Consider the following 21,147-nt stretch of genomic DNA (forward strand, 5'->3'; position numbering starts at 1 on the left):
ATTATTCGATAATTAATCTATCAATACACCGTTTTCATCGAATGTATACTTCTTCATCCATTTGGTTATTGTTCTGCCGATTACCATGTGGCTTTCACTGTCGAAGTAATGCCTGCCGTCTTCCAGATCAACAAAGGTGCTTCTTACTATATGTCCCTTTGCATTAGCATAATACTTAAAGCCATCTACCTCAAATACTGCGGATTTGAACAATACTCCGTGCTTGTCATAGTAACTTGTATTGCCCCATCTGGTATAGAAGCCTGTTACCATATGTCCCTCAGCATTGAAGAAATAGGTCTTGTCATCAATGGTAACCTGACTAAGTCTTGTCATTGTTCCATTCTTGGTAAAGTAATAGGTTTTACCATCAATAACCCATTTGCCGGTAAGCTTGTTGCCGTTTTCAAGGATGTAATAGGTTGATCCCCACTTAACCTTAAACTCTCCGGCAGGAGCAACATTATCTTCCTCTTCCTCTTCTTCGACGCCATAATAGGATGCATCATCGATGATCTTACGAACAACGAAACCGCCTACTCTTGGTGTACCGCCTCCGAATTCCACATTAAGCTGGTTATCTTCAACCTCTACCTCAATGGTTACGATAGAATAGGTTCCGGCTGCATTATCAGCCTTGAAGTTGACACCTTCAGCAGTTCCGGAAATTGAGCTCTTATATACGGAATTACTGATAAAATCAAGCTGATACTTGCCGTTTGCAACATCATAAAGGAAAGTCTCGCCTGCAGGCAGTGCAAAGTCGGTATAAACATTAACAGGAAGGATTCCATCGTACTCAAAGCCCTCAGTACGTCCCTGCATCAGAGATGTGCCATTCTCGAAGCCGTAGCCCTTAGCTTTGGTGTAATCACTTCCAAATTCAGCCAGGGTCTTGGTACCGTTCTTAGGATTAACTGTGATGGTTGTCCAGCCTTCAGCTCCTCTGTTTGGATCAATACCAAAGTCAAACTTCTGAACTGCAGGATATCTTACAGTAACATCGATCTCTGCTACATCATCGTAATCCTCTACCGTTCCGGTAAGTGTGAAGGTCTTTCCAAGGCTTGTTACGTCAAGGGATGATGTATCCCAGGTTACCTTGGCGTCAGCCTTCTTGCCGCTTGAGTAAATAGCCTGCACTGTCTCGGGAAGGATCACATCGTTTCTCAGGTAATCAACTTCTGCATAGGTCTTGTTGACTGCTGCAATGAAGTCATCAACCACTTTTACTGTGATCTTAACTGTATCATTTGTTCCGTCTACAGTACCTGTAAGCTCATATTCGCCAACCTTGGTAAGATCAAGAGTTGATACATCCCAGGTTACAGTCTGTGCCTTGGAGGTACCGTTAAGGAAGGTTGCCTGTACAGTCTTTGGAAGTTCAACATCATTGCCAAGTATTACCTTGATATCATCGAAAGATGCATAGCCTGTAGGTACATTCTCAATAACAACTACGGTTATTTCCATAGGGTTCTCAGCATAGCCTCGAACAAAAGCCTTGGCAATGTAGGTTCCAACCTGTGAAAGATCAACTGAAGAAGCGTCATAGGTAACTGCTACTCTTGTTTCTTTGCCTTCAGAATCTGTTACGGAAACGCTGTCCTTCTTGGCTGTAAGAAGATCCTCTACAGTCTGGTCCTTTTCAAGAGGAGTATCCTGAACAAGCTCAAATACTTCAAACTCTTCATTAAGCTTCTCTATCGCAATTGTAGTCTCAATCGTAAGCGCTGATGAGTTATAGCTCTTCTTGCTGTCTACGATTGCTGCCACCTTGTAAGAATACCTGGTTCCGCCCATAAGATTCTTATCGGTAAAGGAGTAAACTGCGGTAGTATCTGTCTCATCTCCCTCCGTAATCTCCTGATAAACAGGTGTAGCCTCGGAAATAACTACTGCATTAAGAATTGCAAGCGCACCCGCGTTGGAGGAAACAATTTCAATCTGCGAAGCCTCTTCAAAGGTTACATAGGCTGTCTTTTCAATATCAGCAACTTTCGCTGACTGTGAAACAATTCCAAGATCCTGTCCGTTCACTGCAACGGTTGCATTGTCATAAGCATTGTTGCTGTATGCAGCGCCGGCATATACATCAACTCTGTAGCTTCCTGCAGGAACATCCACAAGGAATTTAAGTTCATTGTCTGCTCTTACAAGATCGCAGCAGGCTTTTTCTACATCTGTCTGAGTCTCTCCGGCGTCTTCAATGCCTACTCCTACTCTGTTCCAGTTAACTGCAGAACCTGTTCCTTCTTCCCAGCCGTAACCACTAGCTGAGTTATAGTCATCAGCAAGGACTCTGACAAATCCGGCTGCATTACCTGACTTGTAGCCCATGTCATATTTCTTTATAGCTGCTCCGTCGGTATATCCTGTGATTACCTTCTTGGTCTCACCGTTTTCTGCCCCTGATGCTGCCTTAAGCTCATCAATTGTCAGTGTAGCAACAGTCTCATAATCGGATACTGTCTGATTGCCATTTTCATCAGCTGTTACATCGGCTCTTAAGATCTCATAGCCCTCAATGTCATGTCCATATCTTGAACCGTCATTAGCAGCTGTAAATACAATCTCAGCTGATGACTGATCAACCTTGCCCTCTGTAAGCTGTGATGTCAAAAGACCTTCAGAAATCAGGTAGCTTGTATGAGCGGGCTGATTGTAGCCAACATTCTGCCATGCAACACCTTCTCTGTAAGCAAGATCTGAAAGAAGGCAAGGAACTACATAATCGGTCTGAATTGTTGTGGCATATACTCTTACCTTACTGCTGTCAGCTGCATCTCTTGCAATTATCTCTTCTCTCCAGTCACCAAGGATATCTGCCACAAGGCCAAGGTTACCCTTAGTTCCGTTGCTGGTATGAACCTCCGATGACTCAAAGAGCATTATTGACTTCTGACTCTCATAATCCCACTTCTCAATGGTGGTTGTAAGCGGCACATATGCAGCCTGGTTAAAGGTGTGATCCTGCGTTTCAGCAAGAAGGTCACCATCCCAATAAATTGAGAAGTTAACGGCAGGTGTTGCTCCGCTTGAGAGCTCTACCATTGCATCATTTGTCTTATCGGTCTTTCCAACAAGACCTGAAAGTGATCCGAATACGCTGCCATTTCTTGAATTCCATGCAGGCTCATCGCTTCCGGTGTAATTGGGATTAGCGATTGACCAGTACTCTGCGCCCTCTGCTCTGGGATCGATATCGGAAGCCATTCCTCTGCCGGTATCTTTACCTGTGTAGTAGCCGGTAATCACTTCACCTGTCTCCGCGTCATGAATCTCAACATGATATGCTGCATTGTCATGCTCATGAACATCCATAACCTCAAGACCCTGGTGACTTGGAATCCAGTCTGAAACATGCATTGCATCGCCGTGTCCCAGTCCGGTTGAATACATTACTGTTCCGTCATCATCGATTGTAAGTGAGCCATAGATGATCTCATCTTTCCCATCACCATCAACATCATTTATTGACAGGCCATGGTTACCCTGAGCCTCAAGGGAAGGTCCGTTTGGAAGATCATTGGTATCAAATTTCCAGTAAACACCGATCTGCTCTGTTTCGTTACCTTCATCATCAGTAGTCTTGGTAAGGTAATATGCTGTAAGTGTTGTTCTTGTATAGTAACCTCTGGCAAATACTGCAAAAGGAGTTGTTCCGTTAAGATATGCTGTTGCAGAAAGGAATCTGTCTACTCTGTTGCCATAGCCATCGCCCCAGGCTGCAACTGAGCCTCTTGCAGGAATGTAATCCACTGTATCAATAAGCTCACCGGTATTGCCCTTGAACATTGAGAAATACTCAGGTCCGTCAAGAACATAGCCGCCACTGTTTCTGTAGTCATTTACAGGACTGATGACATCTGTGGGAAGTGCATCACTGTTGCAGGCTCCAACATAACCTGTTTCAACAAGTTCTCCGTTTTTGCCTGTGTAGGTTGTGGTTCCGTCTGCTGTCTTAACTGCGATCTCAGCAATGCCGTCAGCATCGAAATCCCATACCTGGAACTGTGTATAGTGGGCACCCGAACGGATATTTACGCCAAGATCGATTCTCCAGAGCTGTGATACCTCTCCTGTTGCGAAGTTGACATCATAACCGTCAAGGAAGGTCTTTCCTGTATATCCACCCTTGGAGTTGTCCTGTGCATTACTTGGATACCACTTAACAATAAGCTCCAGCTCGCCGTCGCCGTCAAGATCGCCCACTGACATATCATTGGCGGTATAGCTGCAGGTTGAGCCATCGGGCATTGTCTCATCATCGGGTCTATTAAGTCCAAGTTCGATATACTGCTGTGCCCATACAGCAGTATCAACTGCGGTAAGTGCCATGTTATCATCATTGGATCCGACAACCTTATAAGTATCGTTTGCTGTTCCTGCCTCGTCTACGAGGTTGGTAACCTTAAGACCGGAAACAAGAAGTGCTCCGTTCCTGTATACATCGAAGCTAGTAGTAAGAGTCTTGCCGTCAAAATCCTTGGGGAATGCTCTCCAGGAGAGATAAACTCCCTTAGTAAGCTCATTTCCGTCCTTGTCTGTTGCGGTAACCTTAGTCTCTGCTCCTGCATTACCTGCGAGATTGATGGCTACAAGTGCTCTGGAAGCATAGCTCTCAAGTCCGCCTGCTGTAAGAGTTCCGGCAATAGGTGTAATACATGTCTCAGACATCTCAGACACACCGCCTGCGTTCATTGCAGCTACCTTGTAGTAGTAATGAATGTTGGTGGAGAGTCCTTCGCTCTCATCGGTAAAGGTTGTTGTAGTGGATTCTCCAACCTTGGTAAACTCCTTGAAGCCCTTATCTGACTCAGGCTTGTTTGATCTGTAAATAATGTACTTAAGAATATTCTCAGAAGTTGCATTAGCTTCCCAAGTCAGGCTGATGCTGTTCTTAAGCTCTGTTTCTCCCTCTGCGGGATCTGTACATACCACCTTGACAGGTGCTGAAGGAGCCTTGGCAGAAGGATCCATCATTGCCTGAACAATCGTGTTACTAGGTGCGGACTCTGTTCCGTCAGCTACAACACAGGTCATATAGTATGAATAAGTCTCACCGAGTGTTGCTGTCATTGCTCTGCAGTCAAGCTCGTTGTCCATAAGTTCCTGGGCTGTATAGCTCTTAACAAGTACGAATTCGCTGTCTGTCTCGCCCTTCTGATATACATTGTAGGAAACTGCTTCTTTAACCTTGGTAAAGGACAGAAGGAAGGTTGCTGTTCCTTTGTCAAAAGAAAGCTCTGTAATAGCCAGATTGCCGGGAGACTCCAAAAGAGAGGTTATGGTAAGTCCGTTAATATACTGGTTAGTTCCCTCAACTGTGATATTAAGCTGTCCATCTGTTACCTTGGCAACTCCGGTGCAGCTTCCAAGACTCTGCTTGCAGGCGATGGAACCGATGGAGATTCCCTCTGCTGAATAAGCAGGCTTAATTGTGCTGGTTCCGGATAAAAGATCTGCAGCATAAACTGTGATCTCATAGGTTCCGTTGGGAAGATCAACCGCGAATTCTCCTGCTCCGATGTTGAAATCATCAGCCATTGCGGAGGAATCTGAATTGCCGTTTCCTTTTCTGTCTCTGCCGTTACCGGGAGCCTTGATCCAGCCGTAACCCTTGGCTGCGTCATACATTTCATTCTGATTAACTCCGGTCCAGCCTTCCATAGTAGCTGAATTGTTATAGTTAAAGTCGAATCTGTAGCCGGCATTCTTGGTGCCAACCTCTATCTTGTCGGATAACTCACCAACACCGTAGCTGTTAAAGCCTGCAACGGCATATACATAGGTTGCACCGCCTGCGCACTTTGAATCAACATAGCTGGTTTTGCCTGATACAGAGTATTTCTCAGCGCCTTCGAAGTTAACATCTGCTGCTGTCTGTCCCTCGGCGAGTTTTGCTCTGTAGATGTAATACAGCTCTGCCCCCTGAGCAGCTTCCCATGCAAGCGAAATGCTGGTTGCTCCAACTGAAGTTGTGGCAAGGCCTTCGGGCTTAGCCGGTGCTTCGGTTGCGGATTTGAAAGTAACCTTGGCTGCAAGGTCATCAAGCTGATCGTCGCTGCCGCTTACTTTGCCATCAGCGTAATCAAGAATACCCTCTGCAACGCAGCCGGCAAACTTAAGAGCTCCGTAGTACTGAAGGTGAGTTGAGTCATCCACGCCGCCGGCATATGCTCCTGAAGTCACCTCTCCTGCTGCAAGCTTCAAAAAGAGCATCTTGGAGCCCTCAATACCGAAGCTGTTGCAGACATCAATCGAACGCTGTGTAAGATCCACGTAAGGAACGTTGTACTCTTTTGCAAGTGACAGCATTACCTGACGGTAGCTCTCGAAGTTGCTGGCAAAAGAAACAAGATTGCCGTTGGAATCTGTTGTGTAGCTGTAACGAGCTACCGGAGTTACAAGAACAGGAGTTGCTCCTCTCTCATAAGCACCATCCACATACATCATGATCCACTTGGCAAAATCCTCTGAGGATACATATCTGTTAGGTCTTGAATATGTAGAATCGTTATGTCCCCACTGAACCAGGAGATAGTCTCCGGGCTTGATATCCTCAAGGATATCATCGAACTTGCCCTCATCAATGAAGGACTTGGAAGAACGTCCGCCGATTGATCTGTTCTCAACGATAACGCTCTCCGTCTCATAGGTCTGTGACTGGCTGTAGCCGCAGGCATCGCATTCTCTCTCCTCAACGAAATCTCCGAAGTATGAAGAAAGAACCTGTCCCCAGCCTGTCTGAGGATAATAATATTCATCATAGGTTTGAACTGTAGAATCAGAAGCAACGAAAACAGTAGGCTTATCACCACGAGCCTCTGTAGCAAGTCTTGTGATCTTCACCTCAGATACATATACTGTGGTAGTCTTGGCGTCAGACATCTTGGTTGCGCTGCTTGCACCAAGGAACTTAAGGTTCAGCTGACCGTCAACAAGGTTTGCCTCGAAGCTCTCTGTAACTGAATCACCTGCAGCCACGTTAATATCCCACTTCTTGGAGATATCCTCAGCTTCAAGAGCTGCTGTATATGCTGATCCTGTGGGATTGGTAAGAGTTACCTCCACGAGGTAATCTGCATTGTACAGATCAACATCAAAGGTTGATGTTGTCTCATAGGTATATACGCCATAGCCTGAGCTCTCAGTCTCAGTCCAGATCTTGGAATCTACGGCGACATAAGAATCATAGTCCTTAACATTAGTAGCGCCGGCCGTTACTGCAGGCACTCTCGGATAATAGACATTACCGGACCAGCCCTTTGCCTCAGTAGAATAATCCACGTCGGAGAAGCCGTAGCCCTTATCTTTGCTGTAAACATCCCTGGAAGAAGCATTTTGGCCCTCGCCGAATTTTATGTCAGCGATGACCTGGTCTTCCATGTAGTTCGCATAACCTTCATCTCCCTGGTCAGCGATCAGTCCGCCCCCTGAAGCAAGAACCTTTGAAGAAGTCATGACAGTATCAGGTTCATCCTCCTGCAGCTGGATTTCTTCCTCGAAATCAGCCTCCTCTTCCGGCTCCTCCTCAAGAATTAGTTCCTCTGCGCTTTCCTGCGAATCCTCCTCACTGATCTCCAGCAAGGTCTCATCTTCTGCTGCAAAAGCTGTTACGCCGTTCGCTATCGCGGACAGATTTGACGCGGCCATGGTTATGGCAAGAAAGCAGGCCATTCCCTTTCCTTTGGAAACGCGTCCGTTAAACCCCTTATGCATTCCAACAATCCTCCTTTTTCATTTCCCCGTTGATTTTTCTTTTGTCACATTTTGATAGGTAAAACAATCCCCCTCAGGATCGCAGACTGATAAAAGTGACAAAAATTATTATTTACATGTCGTTATTTTATGCAATTTGCTCTTTTATTGCGACTTAATTTATAAGCTAAACTTTGCATTTTTGACCATTATAAATTTTTCTTAAATATTTTTGGTGATTCTAAATATCACATATAAAAAAGCCGTAGTCCCGGCATTTCTGCTAAGACTACGGCTCTTATGTTTATACTGAGTAAACGTATTTATTTAAGGATAAAGATTATTTCTGAGTCTGATCTCCTCTTGGAGCGCCATACTTGGCTGCTGTGATCTTGCCTCCAAGAACTTCCTTAACATACTCAATTACAGCTTCATCAAGAACGATACCTGTGTCAAACTGAGAGCTGGCGCTTACAAATGAATAATAGGTATCACCACCTGCAGCGCAGAAGTTGTTGGTTACAACTGCATAGGTATCTGTAGCTGAGAAGGGCTGTCCGTTGATGCTCTCGATTGATACTCTGCTGATAGCAGCGGGCTTGTAGTAGGTGGATGCAGGATAAGCCTGTCCCTGCTTGAAGGCCTTGGTTGTATCAATTGTAAACTTGATGCCCTCTGTCTGAGGATAACCACCAATAGCCTTAGGTGTGCAGAAAGTGGAAGCCTCAAGAGCCTCAAGAAGCTCAGCTCCGGTTACATATACTACAGCTACAGTGTTTCCGAAAGGAAGTACTGTGTTGATATCCTTCATGGTAACATCGCCGGCTTCGATTGTAGCACGGATGCCACCGCCATTGGTGATAACAACAACATGATCAGCATCAACGGTAAGAGCTCCGGGAGCCTTAAGAATGCTCCACTTCATAGCATCTGTGATAAGGTCGCCCAAGTTGGTCTCCTCTGTTCTGTTGCCGGGGTCCTTGGCGCCGTTGAGCTTAACCTCTGACTTGGCAAATACAACACCATACTGGTTGTCGATGGCCTTGAACAGTTCGTTAGCCTTGGCTGCTGTGGTTACTTCCTGCTGAAGCTTGTCGTAGTTAAGAAGGAATCTGTCCTCTATCTTCTTGCTGGCATCATCTATAATCACTACGCCGATGTTCTCAGCCTTGGTTCCTGCTGACTGAATAGGCTCTCCCTTGGGGCCAGCGGTCATAACAGTATGGGAATGACCGTCGATCATAAGGTCAACGCCTTTAATCTTGGAATAAAGGTCAATACTTCTGTGACCATCGCCTGCAGACTCATCATCAATTCCAAGATGTGCAAGACAGATAACAAGATCTGCTCCCTGAGCCTTAAGGGTATCAATCTGCTCCTGGGCACAGGTCGCAAGCTGTCCCTTGGAGAGGAAGGTGATTCCCTTGATGAGACCGGGATGAACCTTTGTCTGGGTCTCAGGAGTCTCCATTCCGAAGAATCCGATCTTAACTCCTGAGTGGGTTGTGTACATATAATTGGGATCTACGATGGGCTTGCCGTCTGCCCCAAGGACATCTGCACAAATGGTCTTGTACTTAGCCTGGCTTAAGTTGGACATAAGCTTGTAGTAGCCAAAATCAAACTCGTGATTGCCCAGGGTTGCAAGGTCATAACCTGCCGCATTCATCATCTTAACGGCGTCAAGACCCTTGGATGTATTAACATAAGGTGTTCCCTGGCTGTAATCGCCTGCATCTACCAGGATAACCTGAGCACCTCTGCTCTGGAAGTTCTGCTTGACTGATGCAATGTAAGCATATTTGCTTACTGCACCATGGATATCATTGGTGTGAAGAATAATTGTCTTGCCGGATAGATCCGCTGCTACAGTTGTTATGGATCTGATGTCTGCCGGAACGGATGGAGCTGCCAGCGAAACTGCTGCCTGGAATCTCAGTGTAAACAGCATAGTCAGTGCCATTACAAATGCAAGCACTCTTTTGATGTGATACTTTTTCATACTTACCTCCTTAAATTTTCAGTTTTTTACCATAAAAAAATTGATGGCTGGATTAATTATAATCTACCAGCCATCAATTTTCACACTATTTTTATAATCTGATAATATTTTCCTAATAATTACTTCTTTGCTGACTTTGCCTTGATCTTGATTTCCTTAAGTTCATCAACGCTGAAGGTGTACTTCTTATTACAGAACTGGCAGCACATCTCTATCTCCTTGCCATCTCCGATCATCTCTTCGATATCCTTCTCGCTGATGAGCATCAGAGCTCTCTCAACTCGGTCCCTGTCGCAGTTACAGTAGAAGTTAAGGTCTATCTTGTCAGTGAACTCAATATCAAAACCATCAAGAACTATCTTAAGCAGCTCCTCCGGAGTCTTGCCGGCCTTGAGAATATCCGTTACGGATGTGAACTTCTTGAGATTCTCCTCCAGGTGACTGATTGTCTCCTCCTCAGCAAAAGGAAGAAGCTGAATAATAAAGCCGCCGGATGCGATAACCGACAGATCCTCTCTCTCCACCAAAACACCCAGTCCAACTGAAGATGGAGTCTGCTCTGACTTGGTGAAATAATAAGTGAGATCCTCTGCCACTTCTCCAGTGTAGAGGGGAACCTGTCCCACGTATGGTTCCTTCATTCCCATGTCTCTGATAACGGTAAGAGTACCCTCACCGATACCACCGCCCACATTGAGATGTCCTGCTGCATTGGGCTCCATTATTACGTAGGGATTGGACACATAGCCCTTGACATTGCCCTTATTGTCGGCGGTTGCAAGGACGCCTTTAAGAGGTCCGTCGCCATCCATCTTGACGGTGATAAGGTCCTCATCGTTATCCATCATTGTGCCCATCATAACTGTACCTGTCATAAGTCTTCCAAGAGCTGCTGCCGCTATGGGTGACAGCCCGTGGACCTTTCTTCCGTACTCAGCCAGGTCCCTTGTTGTTGCTGCAAAAGCTCTGATCTGCGCATTTCCCGCAGTAGCTCTTACCATATAATCCTTATATTCCATAACTTTCTATATTCTTCCTTCTAATCTGTTTCTTATTTGGTGATTTCGCCGTAACATTCCGGTCTTCTGTCCCTGAATAATCCCCAGGACAGGCGGTTCTCCCTTATCTGTGCAAAATCGTATTCAGCGTAAATGATCTCTTCCTTGTCCCTTGAAGCCCTTGCAATAACTTCACCTGTCTCGCCGGTCAAAAAACTGTTTCCGTAGAAGCAAAGACTGGACTTCTGCCCGCCGTTTTCCTTGGAGGGTTCAACACTCTCTGTTCCAATTCTGTTGGCTGCTGCCACCGGAATGATATTGGCCGCAGAATGCCCCTGCATAGTCCTCATCCAGTGCCCCGAACTGTCCACATCAAGAATAGGCTCCGAACCAATGGCCGTAGGATACAGAATAATATCCGCTCCCTGAATCGCAAGGCATCTTGCGGTCTCCGGGAACCACTGATCCCAGCAGATTCCAACGCCAACATTGCCATATCTTGTCTTAAATACCTTAAATCCGGTATCACCGGGGGTAAAATAGAATTTCTCCTGATAATAATGATCATCCGGAATATGAGTCTTTCTGTATACTCCAAGGCTCTTACCGTCCGCATCCAGCATAACCACTGAGTTATACAGGACATTACCGTCCCTCTCATAGATGCTTACAGGCATTACCACAAAGAGCTCTGCTGCCAGCTCACTAAAGTATTTCACAGCCTCATTTTCCATGGCAGGAACGGCATAATCATAATAATCATAGCGCCTCTCCTGGCAGAAATACTTTCTTTCGAATAACTCCGACAAAAGAATTATCTGCGCTCCAGAGGCTCCTGCCTCTCTAACCAGCTCCCCTGCCTTTTCTATACTTCTTCTTACCTGCTCCTTATCAGATACCGCCCCTCTGTCACAGGCGTACTGAATACAGGCAACTTTAACCTTTGTTCTCATTTTGTACCTGCTTAATTTCCTAGATTTACTGTTGCTTCCCCAGATCATTCTCAGGGATCTGCTGCGTTATGCAATGAATATTTCCACCGCCAAGAAGTATTGCCCTGGCGTCAATACCGATCACTTCTCTGTCTTTGCAGAGTTTTCCGAGAATATCCAGTGCTCTCTTATCGCTCTCTGCGTTATCCCCACCAAATTGAGGAACCAGAGCAGCACCGTTAATATAATAAAAGTTTACGTAGCTGGCTGCAAGTCTTTCTCCAATTTCTCTCTCATCTTCGCCTTCTTCAAAGACGTAGTTGTCAAGATCTTCCTTGGTTATTGTTACCGGCTTATCGGGAATCGGAAGCTTATGAACCGTGATATTTCTCCCCTTTGCATCGGTCACACTCTCAAGATACTCAAGATCAGCCTTGGACATCTCATACTGGGGATCATCCTCCTTATCAGTCCAGGCAAGAACCACCTCTCCGGGCGATGTGAAGGCGCAGACATTGTCTACGTGTTCATTGGTCTCATCGTTATATATTCCATAGGGGAGCCACAGAACCTTCTTCGCTCCCAGATACTCCTTTAGAATATCCTCAATCTGCTGCTTGGTAAGCCCGGGATTTCTTCCTTTGCTCAGAAGGCAGGACTCTGTAACCATCACAGTTCCTTCCCCATCTGAATGAATGGAACCTCCCTCCAGTACAAAAGGCGCAGCATCATAAAAATCTATCTCGCACATATCAAGGAATTTCTCTGCCACCTTATCGTCCTTGTCCCAGGAGGCATAGAGACCGTCCACCTCGCCGCCCCAGGCGTTGAAGCTCCAGTTTATTCCTCTTATCTGCTTGTCACCGCCTGATACAAAGGTTGGTCCCACATCCCTTGCCCAGGCGTCATCAGACTCTATGGGCAGGATAAGGCATCTGTCCTCCATAAGCTTAAGAGTATCCTCATCTGTTCCCTGAACCTTCATCTTGACGATAAGAGTATCCAGGAAAAGTCTTGCCTCCTCGAAATCCTCTTTGCTGGCAAGAAGATACAGATTTTCTCTCCTTAATATTTCCAAAAAAATGTCACCAAAAGCCTTAAGGGCAGCGCTTCGGTCCTTTCCCCAGCTTCCGGGTCTTACAGGATATATCATGATCGTGCCGTCATGAGGTGCGAACTCAGCCGGCATACGGTATCCATCCATTACAGGTGCCCTATCGGTAATTTTCTGCAAAGCAGCTCCTTTCCAGATTCATGATCACAATCTCATCTTAAAGTCTTCATATCCGAACTTTCTGATTATCTCAATATCGTTCCTGTCATGCATCACAGCAATATCAGGAAGCGGCATTCCGTTGAAGGTATTGTTCTTTACCATGCTGTAGATGGCCATATCCTCAAAATAGAGCCTGTCGCCAATCTTCTTCTCCTTCTCAAAGCTGTAGTCGCCGATAACATCGCCGGCGAGACAGGTCCTTGAAGACAGCCTGTAGGTATAGGGAAGTTCTCCCGGATTGTCCGCATCCTTAAGAGGCGGAACATAGGGCATCTCTATAACATCGGGCATATGACAGGCTGCTGAAGTATCGAGGATAAGTACGGGCTTTCTGTCCGTCTCAACAATATCCATGACCGTTGTAACCAGATATCCCGCATAGAGAGCGATGGCTTCACCGGGCTCAAGATATACCTCAAGTCCATAGGTGCTCTTAATATATTTAACCAGATCAATCAGACCTTCCACGTCGTAGTCATCCCTTGTGATATGGTGGCCACCACCAAGGTTGATCCATCTAAGCTGACTTCCCTTGGGCTCTTCACCCTCTGAATAAGAGAACTCCGTATCCGGAAAATAGGCTGCAAAATCCTTCTCAACCTTCTTGAAGGTATCAAGAAGAGGCTTGAAGTCCTGCTCACATAGATTATGGAAATGAAGTCCCTCAACCCCATCAGGAAGCCTAGAAGGCATATCACAGAGCCTTATACCAAGTCTTGAGCCACTAGCGCAGGGATCATATATCTCATGTGCATCATCGGTGCTGATCTCGGGATTGATTCTTAGTCCAACAGAGATCTTGCCCTCTTCATAGGCCTTCTTCCACACAGGCTTGTGGTGCTGTAGCTGCTTTATGGAATTAAAGACGATGTGGTCACAGATCTCGCAGAGCTCCTCCATCTCATCGTCCTTGAAGGCAGGCTCATATACGTGATTCTCTCTTTTGGACCCATCCGGCGCATGGAACTCCTCATGGGCAAGTCTTGCCTCGAAGATACCCGATGCTGTACATCCGGATAAATACTGTGCAATAAGCGGATAGGTCTGATATATGGAATAGGCCTTCTGGGCCAGTAATATTTTTGCTCCGGATCTTTTCTGAACATCAGCCAGAATCTCCAGATTTTTCTTTAGTTTTTTCTCATCGATAACATACGCAGGAGTAGGTATTTCTTTTAAATTCATAAGTAATTACCACCTTTATTATTCCGGCGTCCTAAAAAGCGCCATGTATTAGAATAACATATCACCCTTTAATTTTACTATGCCAAATGCCTATCAAATCTAAAATAAACATAAATCACTATAAAAAAAGTCCCCCGGAACAACATTTCCGAGGGACAGACATATCATATTTATCAGTCAACAAGCACGGGATTCTCATCAACCACCCATGGAAGGCCAAACTCGTTAAGCATCTCCATGTAAGGATCGGGATCAAACTCATCGGTTGTGTATACACCGGGCTTCTTCCACTTGCCTTCAAGCACAAGTGATGTGCCGATCATAGCAGGTACACCTGTTGTGTAGCTGATAGCCTGGCTTCCAAGCTCCTTGTAGCACTCCTGGTGATCACATACGTTGTAGATGAAAAGAGTCTTCTCCTTGCCATCCTTGATTCCCTTGAAGATACAGCCGATATTGGTCTTACCCACTGTTCTGGGGCCAAGGCTTGCGGGATCGGGCAAAAGAGCCTTCAGGAACTGAATAGGCACGATCTCTCTTCCCTCAAACATAACAGGGCTTGTGGAAAGCATTCCCACATCCTCAAGACATCTCATATGATCAAGATAGCTCTGTCCGAAGGTCATGAAGAAACGGATTCTCTTGATCTCAGGGAAGTTTCTTCCAAGGGCCTCAATTTCCTCGTGGTGAAGAAGATACATATCCTTCTTGCCAACCTGAGGGAAATCATACTCTCTCTTGATCTCCATGGGCTTAGTCTCTACCCAGTGTCCGTCCTCCCAGTAGCTGCCGTTGGCACTTACTTCACGGAGGTTGATCTCAGGATTGAAGTTGGTTGCAAAAGCATAGCCATGATCGCCGCCGTTGCAGTCAAGAATATCAACGCTGTGGATCTCGTCAAAATAGTGCTTCTTTGCATATGCAACAAATACACTTGTTACGCCGGGATCAAAACCTGTTCCGAGAAGACCTGTGATACCTGCATCCTTGAACTTGTCCATATATGCCCACTGATAGCTGTAGTCGAAGTAAGCGGTAAAGCCCTTCTCCTTGCATCTCTTCTCATAAGCTGCGCGCCATACGGGCTCATCTGTATCTTCAGGCTCATAGTTGGCGGTATCGATGTAATCAACCTTGCACTCAAGGCAGGCATCCATGATCGCCAGATCCTGATAAGGAAGAGCAACATTAAGAACCGCATCGGGCTGGTACTCTTTTATAAGCTTAGCCACATCGGCGCTGTCATCCGCATTAACGGTAGCTGTTGTGATCTTAACGCTTGTTCCCTGCTTCTCAAGTTTGTCCTTAAGTGCATCGCACTTGGATACTGTGCGGCTAGCAAGGCACATCTCAGTAAATACTTTATTGTTCTGTGCGCATTTCTGGATTGCAACCTGAGCAACTCCGCCGCAGCCGATAACCAATAATCTACTCATTTTATTCTCCTTTATCTTCGTAATATTTGCTATATTCTTGTCTAGATAACACGGATTGCTCCACATAAAACGCCCTTGTTATCTAGACATATCTTCCTCTTCTTGAAGCAAATCTTCAACGTATTTGGGGAGCATGAAGGCTCCTTTGTGAAGATGTGTTGTGTAGTACCAGGTCTTGATACCTCTCTCGTCCCATCTGTCGGGGTTGAAGTCCTTCAGAGGATGATACTTCTTGCTGGCAAAACCAAAGAGCCAGTAGCCTGCGGGGCAGGTAGGAATGTGGGCCTGATATACCCTGTTAACCGGGAATACTCTGTAGGCCTTGCGGTGCATGGCTCTGCAGCTCTCCTCGTCCTCATCGTAGAAGGGACTTCCATGCTGATAAACCATGATTCCGTCGTCGTGAAGCGCCTTGTAGCAGCTTCCGTAGAATTCCTTGGTGAAAAGTCCCGCCTCATGTCCAAGAGGCTCTGTAACGTCATTTATAATAAGGTCATACATATCGTCGCATTTACGAAGGTACTTAAGTCCGTCCTGATAATAGATGTGAACCCTGTCGTCCTCAAGTCCCACTGCGTTGTCCGGGAAAAACTGTTTGCAGACATCCACAAACATATTGTCAGGCTCCACCACATCGATGACCTTGATCTCGTCATAATGTGTCAGCTCTCTGGCAACACCGCCGTCGCCGCCGCCAAGAACCAAGACTCTTTGAACCTTGGGGTGAACAGCCATGGGCACATGAACGATCATCTCATCATAAGTGAACTCGTCCTTCTCGGAAAAGATGATGTTTCCGTCCGAGGTCAGGAACTTACCGAATTCAGGTGAATCAAAGACATCGATTCTCTGAAACTCACTGGTTCCCGAAAAAAGCTGTTTGGCAAGGCGAATGCTTATTTTTACATTGCCTGTGTGCATATCACTGAACCAATAATCCATCTCAGCCATTACTTCATCTCCTATATCTTAATAAGTCTATGCTTCTTATTTCAGTACAAAGAGCTCCGAGATATCCTCACTCTCGGGTCCCTGCATGGAACAGCCCTTTTCCATGGCTGTTTTAATATAATCCAGAATATCTTTGGTGATCATCTCACCGGGTGAAAGGATCGGTATTCCCGGCGGATAGCACATAACCGACTCCGCACTGATCCTGCCCACAGTCTCATCTATCGGAAGTGATTCCTTCTCAGCATAAAAAGCTTCCTGAGGAGTTGCCTTAACTATAGGTGTGATGTACTCTGCGGCGAAGATCTGATATTCCGGCTTGGAATAAAGTCTTCTGATATCTGCAAGTGCCCCCGCCAGACGCTCAATATCCTGAAGCCTGTCGCCGATGGAAATATAAGCCATAACATTGGACAGGTCTCCGAACTCCATCTGAATATCATACTCATCACGGAGAAGATCATATACCTCGATACCTGTAAGTCCGATGCTCCTTGTATTAACAACAAGCTTGGTCTCATCAAAATCAAAGATACTACCGCCGTTCTTGAGCTCATTGCCGTAAGCGTAATAACCACCGATATCATTGATCTCTTCTCTTGCGTACTGAGCCATCCTTGTAACCTTGGCAAAGCTGTCATGTCCGTTAAGCGCAAGATTTCTTCTTGAAATATCAAGGCTTCCAAGAAGCAGATAGCTGGCAGAGGTGGTCTGTGTAAGATTCACTATTCTGCTGATATATCCCACATTTGCATCCGGGCCGCACAATAGGATTGAACTCTGTGTAAGGCTTCCTCCAGACTTGTGCATACTGATGGCAGCCATGTCGGCGCCTGCAGCCATTGCATTAAGGGGGAGATTTGGTCCAAAGTACAGATGCGTGCCATGAGCCTCATCCACGAGAGCCTTCATGCCATTGGCATGGGCCAGCTCTACAATCGCCTTAAGATCTGAGCAGATGCCGTAGTAGGAAGGGTTGTTGATAAGAATAGCCTTGGCATCAGGATTATCTTCCACTGCCTTCTTAACATCCGCTATCTCCATACCAAGAGGGATTCCCAGCTTGGTATCTACCTTGGGATCAATATATACGGGAACAGCGCCGCAGAGAATAAGAGCATTGATGGCACTCTTATGTACATTTCTGGGCATAATGATCTTCTCCCCTGCCTTAACATGGGATAAAACCATAGCCTGAACAGCGCTGGTGGTTCCGTTAACCATCATAAATGCATGGGCAGCACCAAAGGCGTCTGCCATAAGTTCCTCTGCATCCTTGATAACCGATACGGGATGGCACAGGTTATCCAGTGGTTTCATCGAATTGACATCGATTCCGACGCATCTGTCGCCAAGAAAGCTCACAAGCTCGGCATTACCTCTGCCTCTCTTGTGACCGGGAACGTCAAAGGGCACAACCCTCTGTTTTCTAAATCTCTCAAGAGCCTCATAAATAGGGGCTTTCTTCTGTCTTTCTAAATCCAACTAACTCATCCTCCAAAAAACCGATCGGTTAATCGGTGTTACTCGCATAGATAGTATAATTGTCTGTGCCCCCTATAACAACCATTTTTTTTGAAACATCATTAATTAATCCTTCGCTGTAGGGGTAAAATACAGGCCAGACGGGAGAATCATAGGTTTCATCCCTTTGCTCCGGACCTATCACAACATAATTTGCTTCCTCCAGCGTATAATATTCCGTCGGGGTCACATCATAATAAAACTTCAAAACATATTTCTGATAATCATCAGTATAGTATATGGTATCAATATCCGACACATTAATAGTGTCAAAGGCTGCCTTGAGCTCGTTTTCTCTGTCCGCCATCGGCGCCCTGTAATAGGGATTAGTCATTGCCAGCACCCAGAATAGAGTAGCTGCGGCCATGATGCAGATACTGGCAGCACTTTCCTTCTTTTTATCTTTTATTCTATCCGTAAGTTCCCTGCAGATAATTCCCAATCCCAGAGTCAGAGGAACAGCCAGAAAACTAAGAACTCTCTTATAGGGATGAACGCTCTGTACTACCAGCATAACAGGAACAAAGATCATGAAAACCGATACAAAAAGCGCGCCGTAGAACTCCTCATCCTTGTCATTTCTTTTACTTATCGCGATCACAAGATTAAGAACAAGCACCAGAACCGCAATAACAAGAACAACTGATCCCAGCCTGTCATAATAATTGTCAAAAAGTTCCTTAAAATACTGTGGAAGACCCGTAATGCACTGCACCCTGTCGATGCTCTGAATATACGGAGTTGCAGTCATATAATTTATTCCGGTAAGCGCCGAATCTATCGGAGCCTTCAGCACAACCTTCGCCTGATTCATCCCGAAAAAGGCGCTGCTCTGATCTTTGCTCAGAAGATTGGCTCCTATTGCAAGCCAGATCAGAAGATACAGGAAAAAGGTTCCGATGGCGGCAACCACACCTGACATAAACAGCTTGAACAGCTCGCTCTTTTTCCCTGCAAACAAAAGGAATAATCCTCCTGTTAAGCAGATGGGAAGCACCCAGTACAGCGAACTTGGAATGGTATACAGTCCCAACATCAGAGACAGTCCAAACAGTACGTAATCTCTTTTCCTGCCCTCTCCCATGCCGATATTAAGCGCACAGGTCATGGCGATGAGCAGATATGTGATAACCAGCGTGTAGCCCCTTCCTTGAACAGCCAGTGAATGAATAAGGTAAGCTGAACAGTACATAAGTGTAACCGCTGCGCTCAGGAACCTGTCAAGGAACCTTGCGCAGAATCTGTACAGAAGGATCAGATTGGCCACAGCAGCCAAAAAGGATACTCCCCTAAGTCCTATATAAGGATTACCCAAATAGTCCAGATAAGCCGACAGAACCGAATATCCCACGTGGTTATTGGGAACCGGCCAGTGAATAGCCGCATATGCCGGACCTCTGCTGATAAAGTAATAATAGGTATACAGTTCGTCGTACCAGGGCCCGTTAGTGAACATCCTGACCAGGTATATAACTGCCATAAGGATTACCACAACGATTATTGGTAGTTTTACGAGTTTGTTTTTCATAAAAAGAGATTTCCCCTGTTAATTTATATTCAGTCGTGAAGTTCGAAGACATCTATCCAGTATCTCTCTATCAGAATGCTGGCTCTTCGATATGCGCCTATCCCTTCACTCTCCCAGTTCTTAACTATATCTTCTCTGGAAGCAAAGCTCCCGAAGAAATAGACCTCTTTTCCGCTCTGCAGGAAATAATCCAGCATGTCGTCCCTGGCATCATCCCTGATACTTCCAAGCATATCCGGAAGGAGCTTATCAATCTCTGCATCGTACAGATACACCTCACAGTCAGGTCTGTAGAAGCCCATCACGGCCGTCACATGGTCAAAATTGGTGATGATGACTGAGCCTGTGGGTATACTGTCCACAAGGTTCATAGCTGCGGCTTCCTCATATACCTTTTTGCTCTCCTCATCGCAAAAGCCCTTGTAGTTCAGAGCTCCTGCAAGAATAACGGGAAGGATCAAAATATATAACAACGCTCCCAATCTTCGCTCCAATGCCTTGTTCATGACTTCTGATACAGCTATCGCCACAAGAAGCCATGCTCCTCCAAGAGCAGGCACCATATATCTGTAGACAAAAATCGGCGTTCCCAGAGCCGATAACACGAATCCACCGGCAATCACCACAATAACCGGCATCAGCATAAGTACAAAAAGTTGCAGCCCATCTTTCTTGGCAGCTCTTTTGGAAGCAAATAAATATATAGCAAGTATTACTGTAACTGTCAGTATCAAGAGCCCTGCCGATATTTCAGGCATACGCCCTGCATAAACAACAGGAAGCGTAGCAAACTTGATACAGCCAAGTATGCTCCTTAGCGTAAGGGGCTGAATCCAATACATGCCGCTGATATTATCCATCTGCCTCTTAATTACACCAAGCCAGGGCAGATACGCGATCACAGAAATAACTGCGGATGCTGTCACACCGATAAGGATCTGCTTCCTGTCATCACCTTTTTGAAACAAAGAGATAATTCCCACCGCCAGATAGATACCTGCAGTGGCAATGCAGGCGTAATACTGAGTATAGGCAGTAAGTATTCCCAAAACAAAAAACAGTATAAAAAGGCGCTTCCTGTCACCTTCGCCTGACAATATCCTATCAGCTGTCAGTATATGAGCTGTAATAAGAAACAGCGCAAAGGAGTACATTCTGATCTCAACATAATAAATCGGGATCTGAGGCATAACCGATATCAGGAACATAAACATTCCCGCCGTAAGAATCCCGAATCTCTTTCTGATATACGTAACAGCCAAGGCCATAAGTCCCAGCCAGGGAAGGCACGAAGCCAGCTTGGCTGCGGCGTAGAAGCTTCCTTCCCCGAATATTCCGGTGACGATAGAGGTAACGAATCTAAGATAAAAATAATAAAGAGGCGGGTGGACATCTCTTGCTGTAAGACTCACAATATCGCCATAGCTCTTCTTAGCAAAACACAGGGAAAAGACCTCGTCGTACCATATATCCCTTCCGAAGGCAAACTTAAGTGTATTAAAAAAAGCTGCTGTTCCAAGTACCAGAAACAGCACTCCAAGAATGTTATTCAGATTTTGTTTTATTTTTGCGCACATAGAGTTATTATAGCATTTTTGTAGAGCAAATAGC

At 45.7% G+C, this 21,147-nt stretch carries 11 protein-coding genes; all 11 read right to left on the reverse strand.

Features of this window, described 5'->3' with window-relative positions:
- Positions 1-12 precede the first annotated feature (12 nt).
- Positions 13-7,725, reverse strand: a complete 7,713-nt coding sequence (locus NXH67_RS01645; protein WP_272796142.1) for a rhamnogalacturonan lyase family protein — start codon at positions 7,723-7,725, stop codon at positions 13-15.
- Positions 7,726-8,044: 319 nt separating this feature from the next.
- Positions 8,045-9,706, reverse strand: a complete 1,662-nt coding sequence (locus NXH67_RS01650) for a bifunctional metallophosphatase/5'-nucleotidase (RefSeq protein WP_022778742.1) — start codon at positions 9,704-9,706, stop codon at positions 8,045-8,047.
- Positions 9,707-9,825: 119 nt separating this feature from the next.
- Positions 9,826-10,725: an Hsp33 family molecular chaperone HslO gene (gene hslO, locus NXH67_RS01655; protein ID WP_022778741.1), complete on the reverse strand. Its 900-nt coding sequence runs from the start codon at positions 10,723-10,725 to the stop codon at positions 9,826-9,828.
- Positions 10,726-10,757: 32 nt separating this feature from the next.
- The gene (aguB, locus tag NXH67_RS01660) at positions 10,758-11,657 is read right to left on the reverse strand and encodes an N-carbamoylputrescine amidase (RefSeq protein ID WP_272796143.1); all 900 of its coding nucleotides are present in this window, start codon (positions 11,655-11,657) and stop codon (positions 10,758-10,760) included.
- A 25-nt stretch (positions 11,658-11,682) separates the two neighbouring features.
- The gene (gene aguA / locus NXH67_RS01665) at positions 11,683-12,870 is read right to left on the reverse strand and encodes an agmatine deiminase (RefSeq protein WP_330676548.1); all 1,188 of its coding nucleotides are present in this window, start codon (positions 12,868-12,870) and stop codon (positions 11,683-11,685) included.
- Positions 12,871-12,894: 24 nt separating this feature from the next.
- Positions 12,895-14,097 carry a carboxynorspermidine decarboxylase gene (gene nspC, locus NXH67_RS01670; RefSeq protein ID WP_272796144.1) on the reverse strand — a complete coding sequence of 401 codons (1,203 nt, stop codon included), beginning with the start codon at positions 14,095-14,097 and terminating at the stop codon, positions 12,895-12,897.
- Positions 14,098-14,270: 173 nt separating this feature from the next.
- Positions 14,271-15,533 carry a saccharopine dehydrogenase family protein gene (locus NXH67_RS01675; protein WP_272796145.1) on the reverse strand — a complete coding sequence of 421 codons (1,263 nt, stop codon included), beginning with the start codon at positions 15,531-15,533 and terminating at the stop codon, positions 14,271-14,273.
- Positions 15,534-15,611: 78 nt separating this feature from the next.
- A complete protein-coding gene (gene speE, locus NXH67_RS01680; protein ID WP_026668725.1) occupies positions 15,612-16,475 on the reverse strand; it encodes a polyamine aminopropyltransferase in 864 nt (287 codons plus the stop codon).
- A 45-nt stretch (positions 16,476-16,520) separates the two neighbouring features.
- A complete protein-coding gene (locus NXH67_RS01685; RefSeq protein ID WP_022778735.1) occupies positions 16,521-17,969 on the reverse strand; it encodes an aminotransferase class I/II-fold pyridoxal phosphate-dependent enzyme in 1,449 nt (482 codons plus the stop codon).
- A 28-nt stretch (positions 17,970-17,997) separates the two neighbouring features.
- The gene (locus tag NXH67_RS01690; protein WP_272796146.1) at positions 17,998-19,536 is read right to left on the reverse strand and encodes an ArnT family glycosyltransferase; all 1,539 of its coding nucleotides are present in this window, start codon (positions 19,534-19,536) and stop codon (positions 17,998-18,000) included.
- Between the two features lie 29 nt (positions 19,537-19,565).
- Complete coding sequence (locus NXH67_RS01695; RefSeq protein ID WP_272796147.1) at positions 19,566-21,113, reverse strand: glycosyltransferase family 39 protein; 1,548 nt, start codon at positions 21,111-21,113, stop codon at positions 19,566-19,568.
- Positions 21,114-21,147: the final 34 nt, after the last annotated feature.

The sequence above is a fragment of the Butyrivibrio sp. DSM 10294 genome (assembly GCF_028539135.1).
In the GTDB taxonomy this organism is placed as follows: Bacteria; Bacillota; Clostridia; order Lachnospirales; family Lachnospiraceae; genus Butyrivibrio.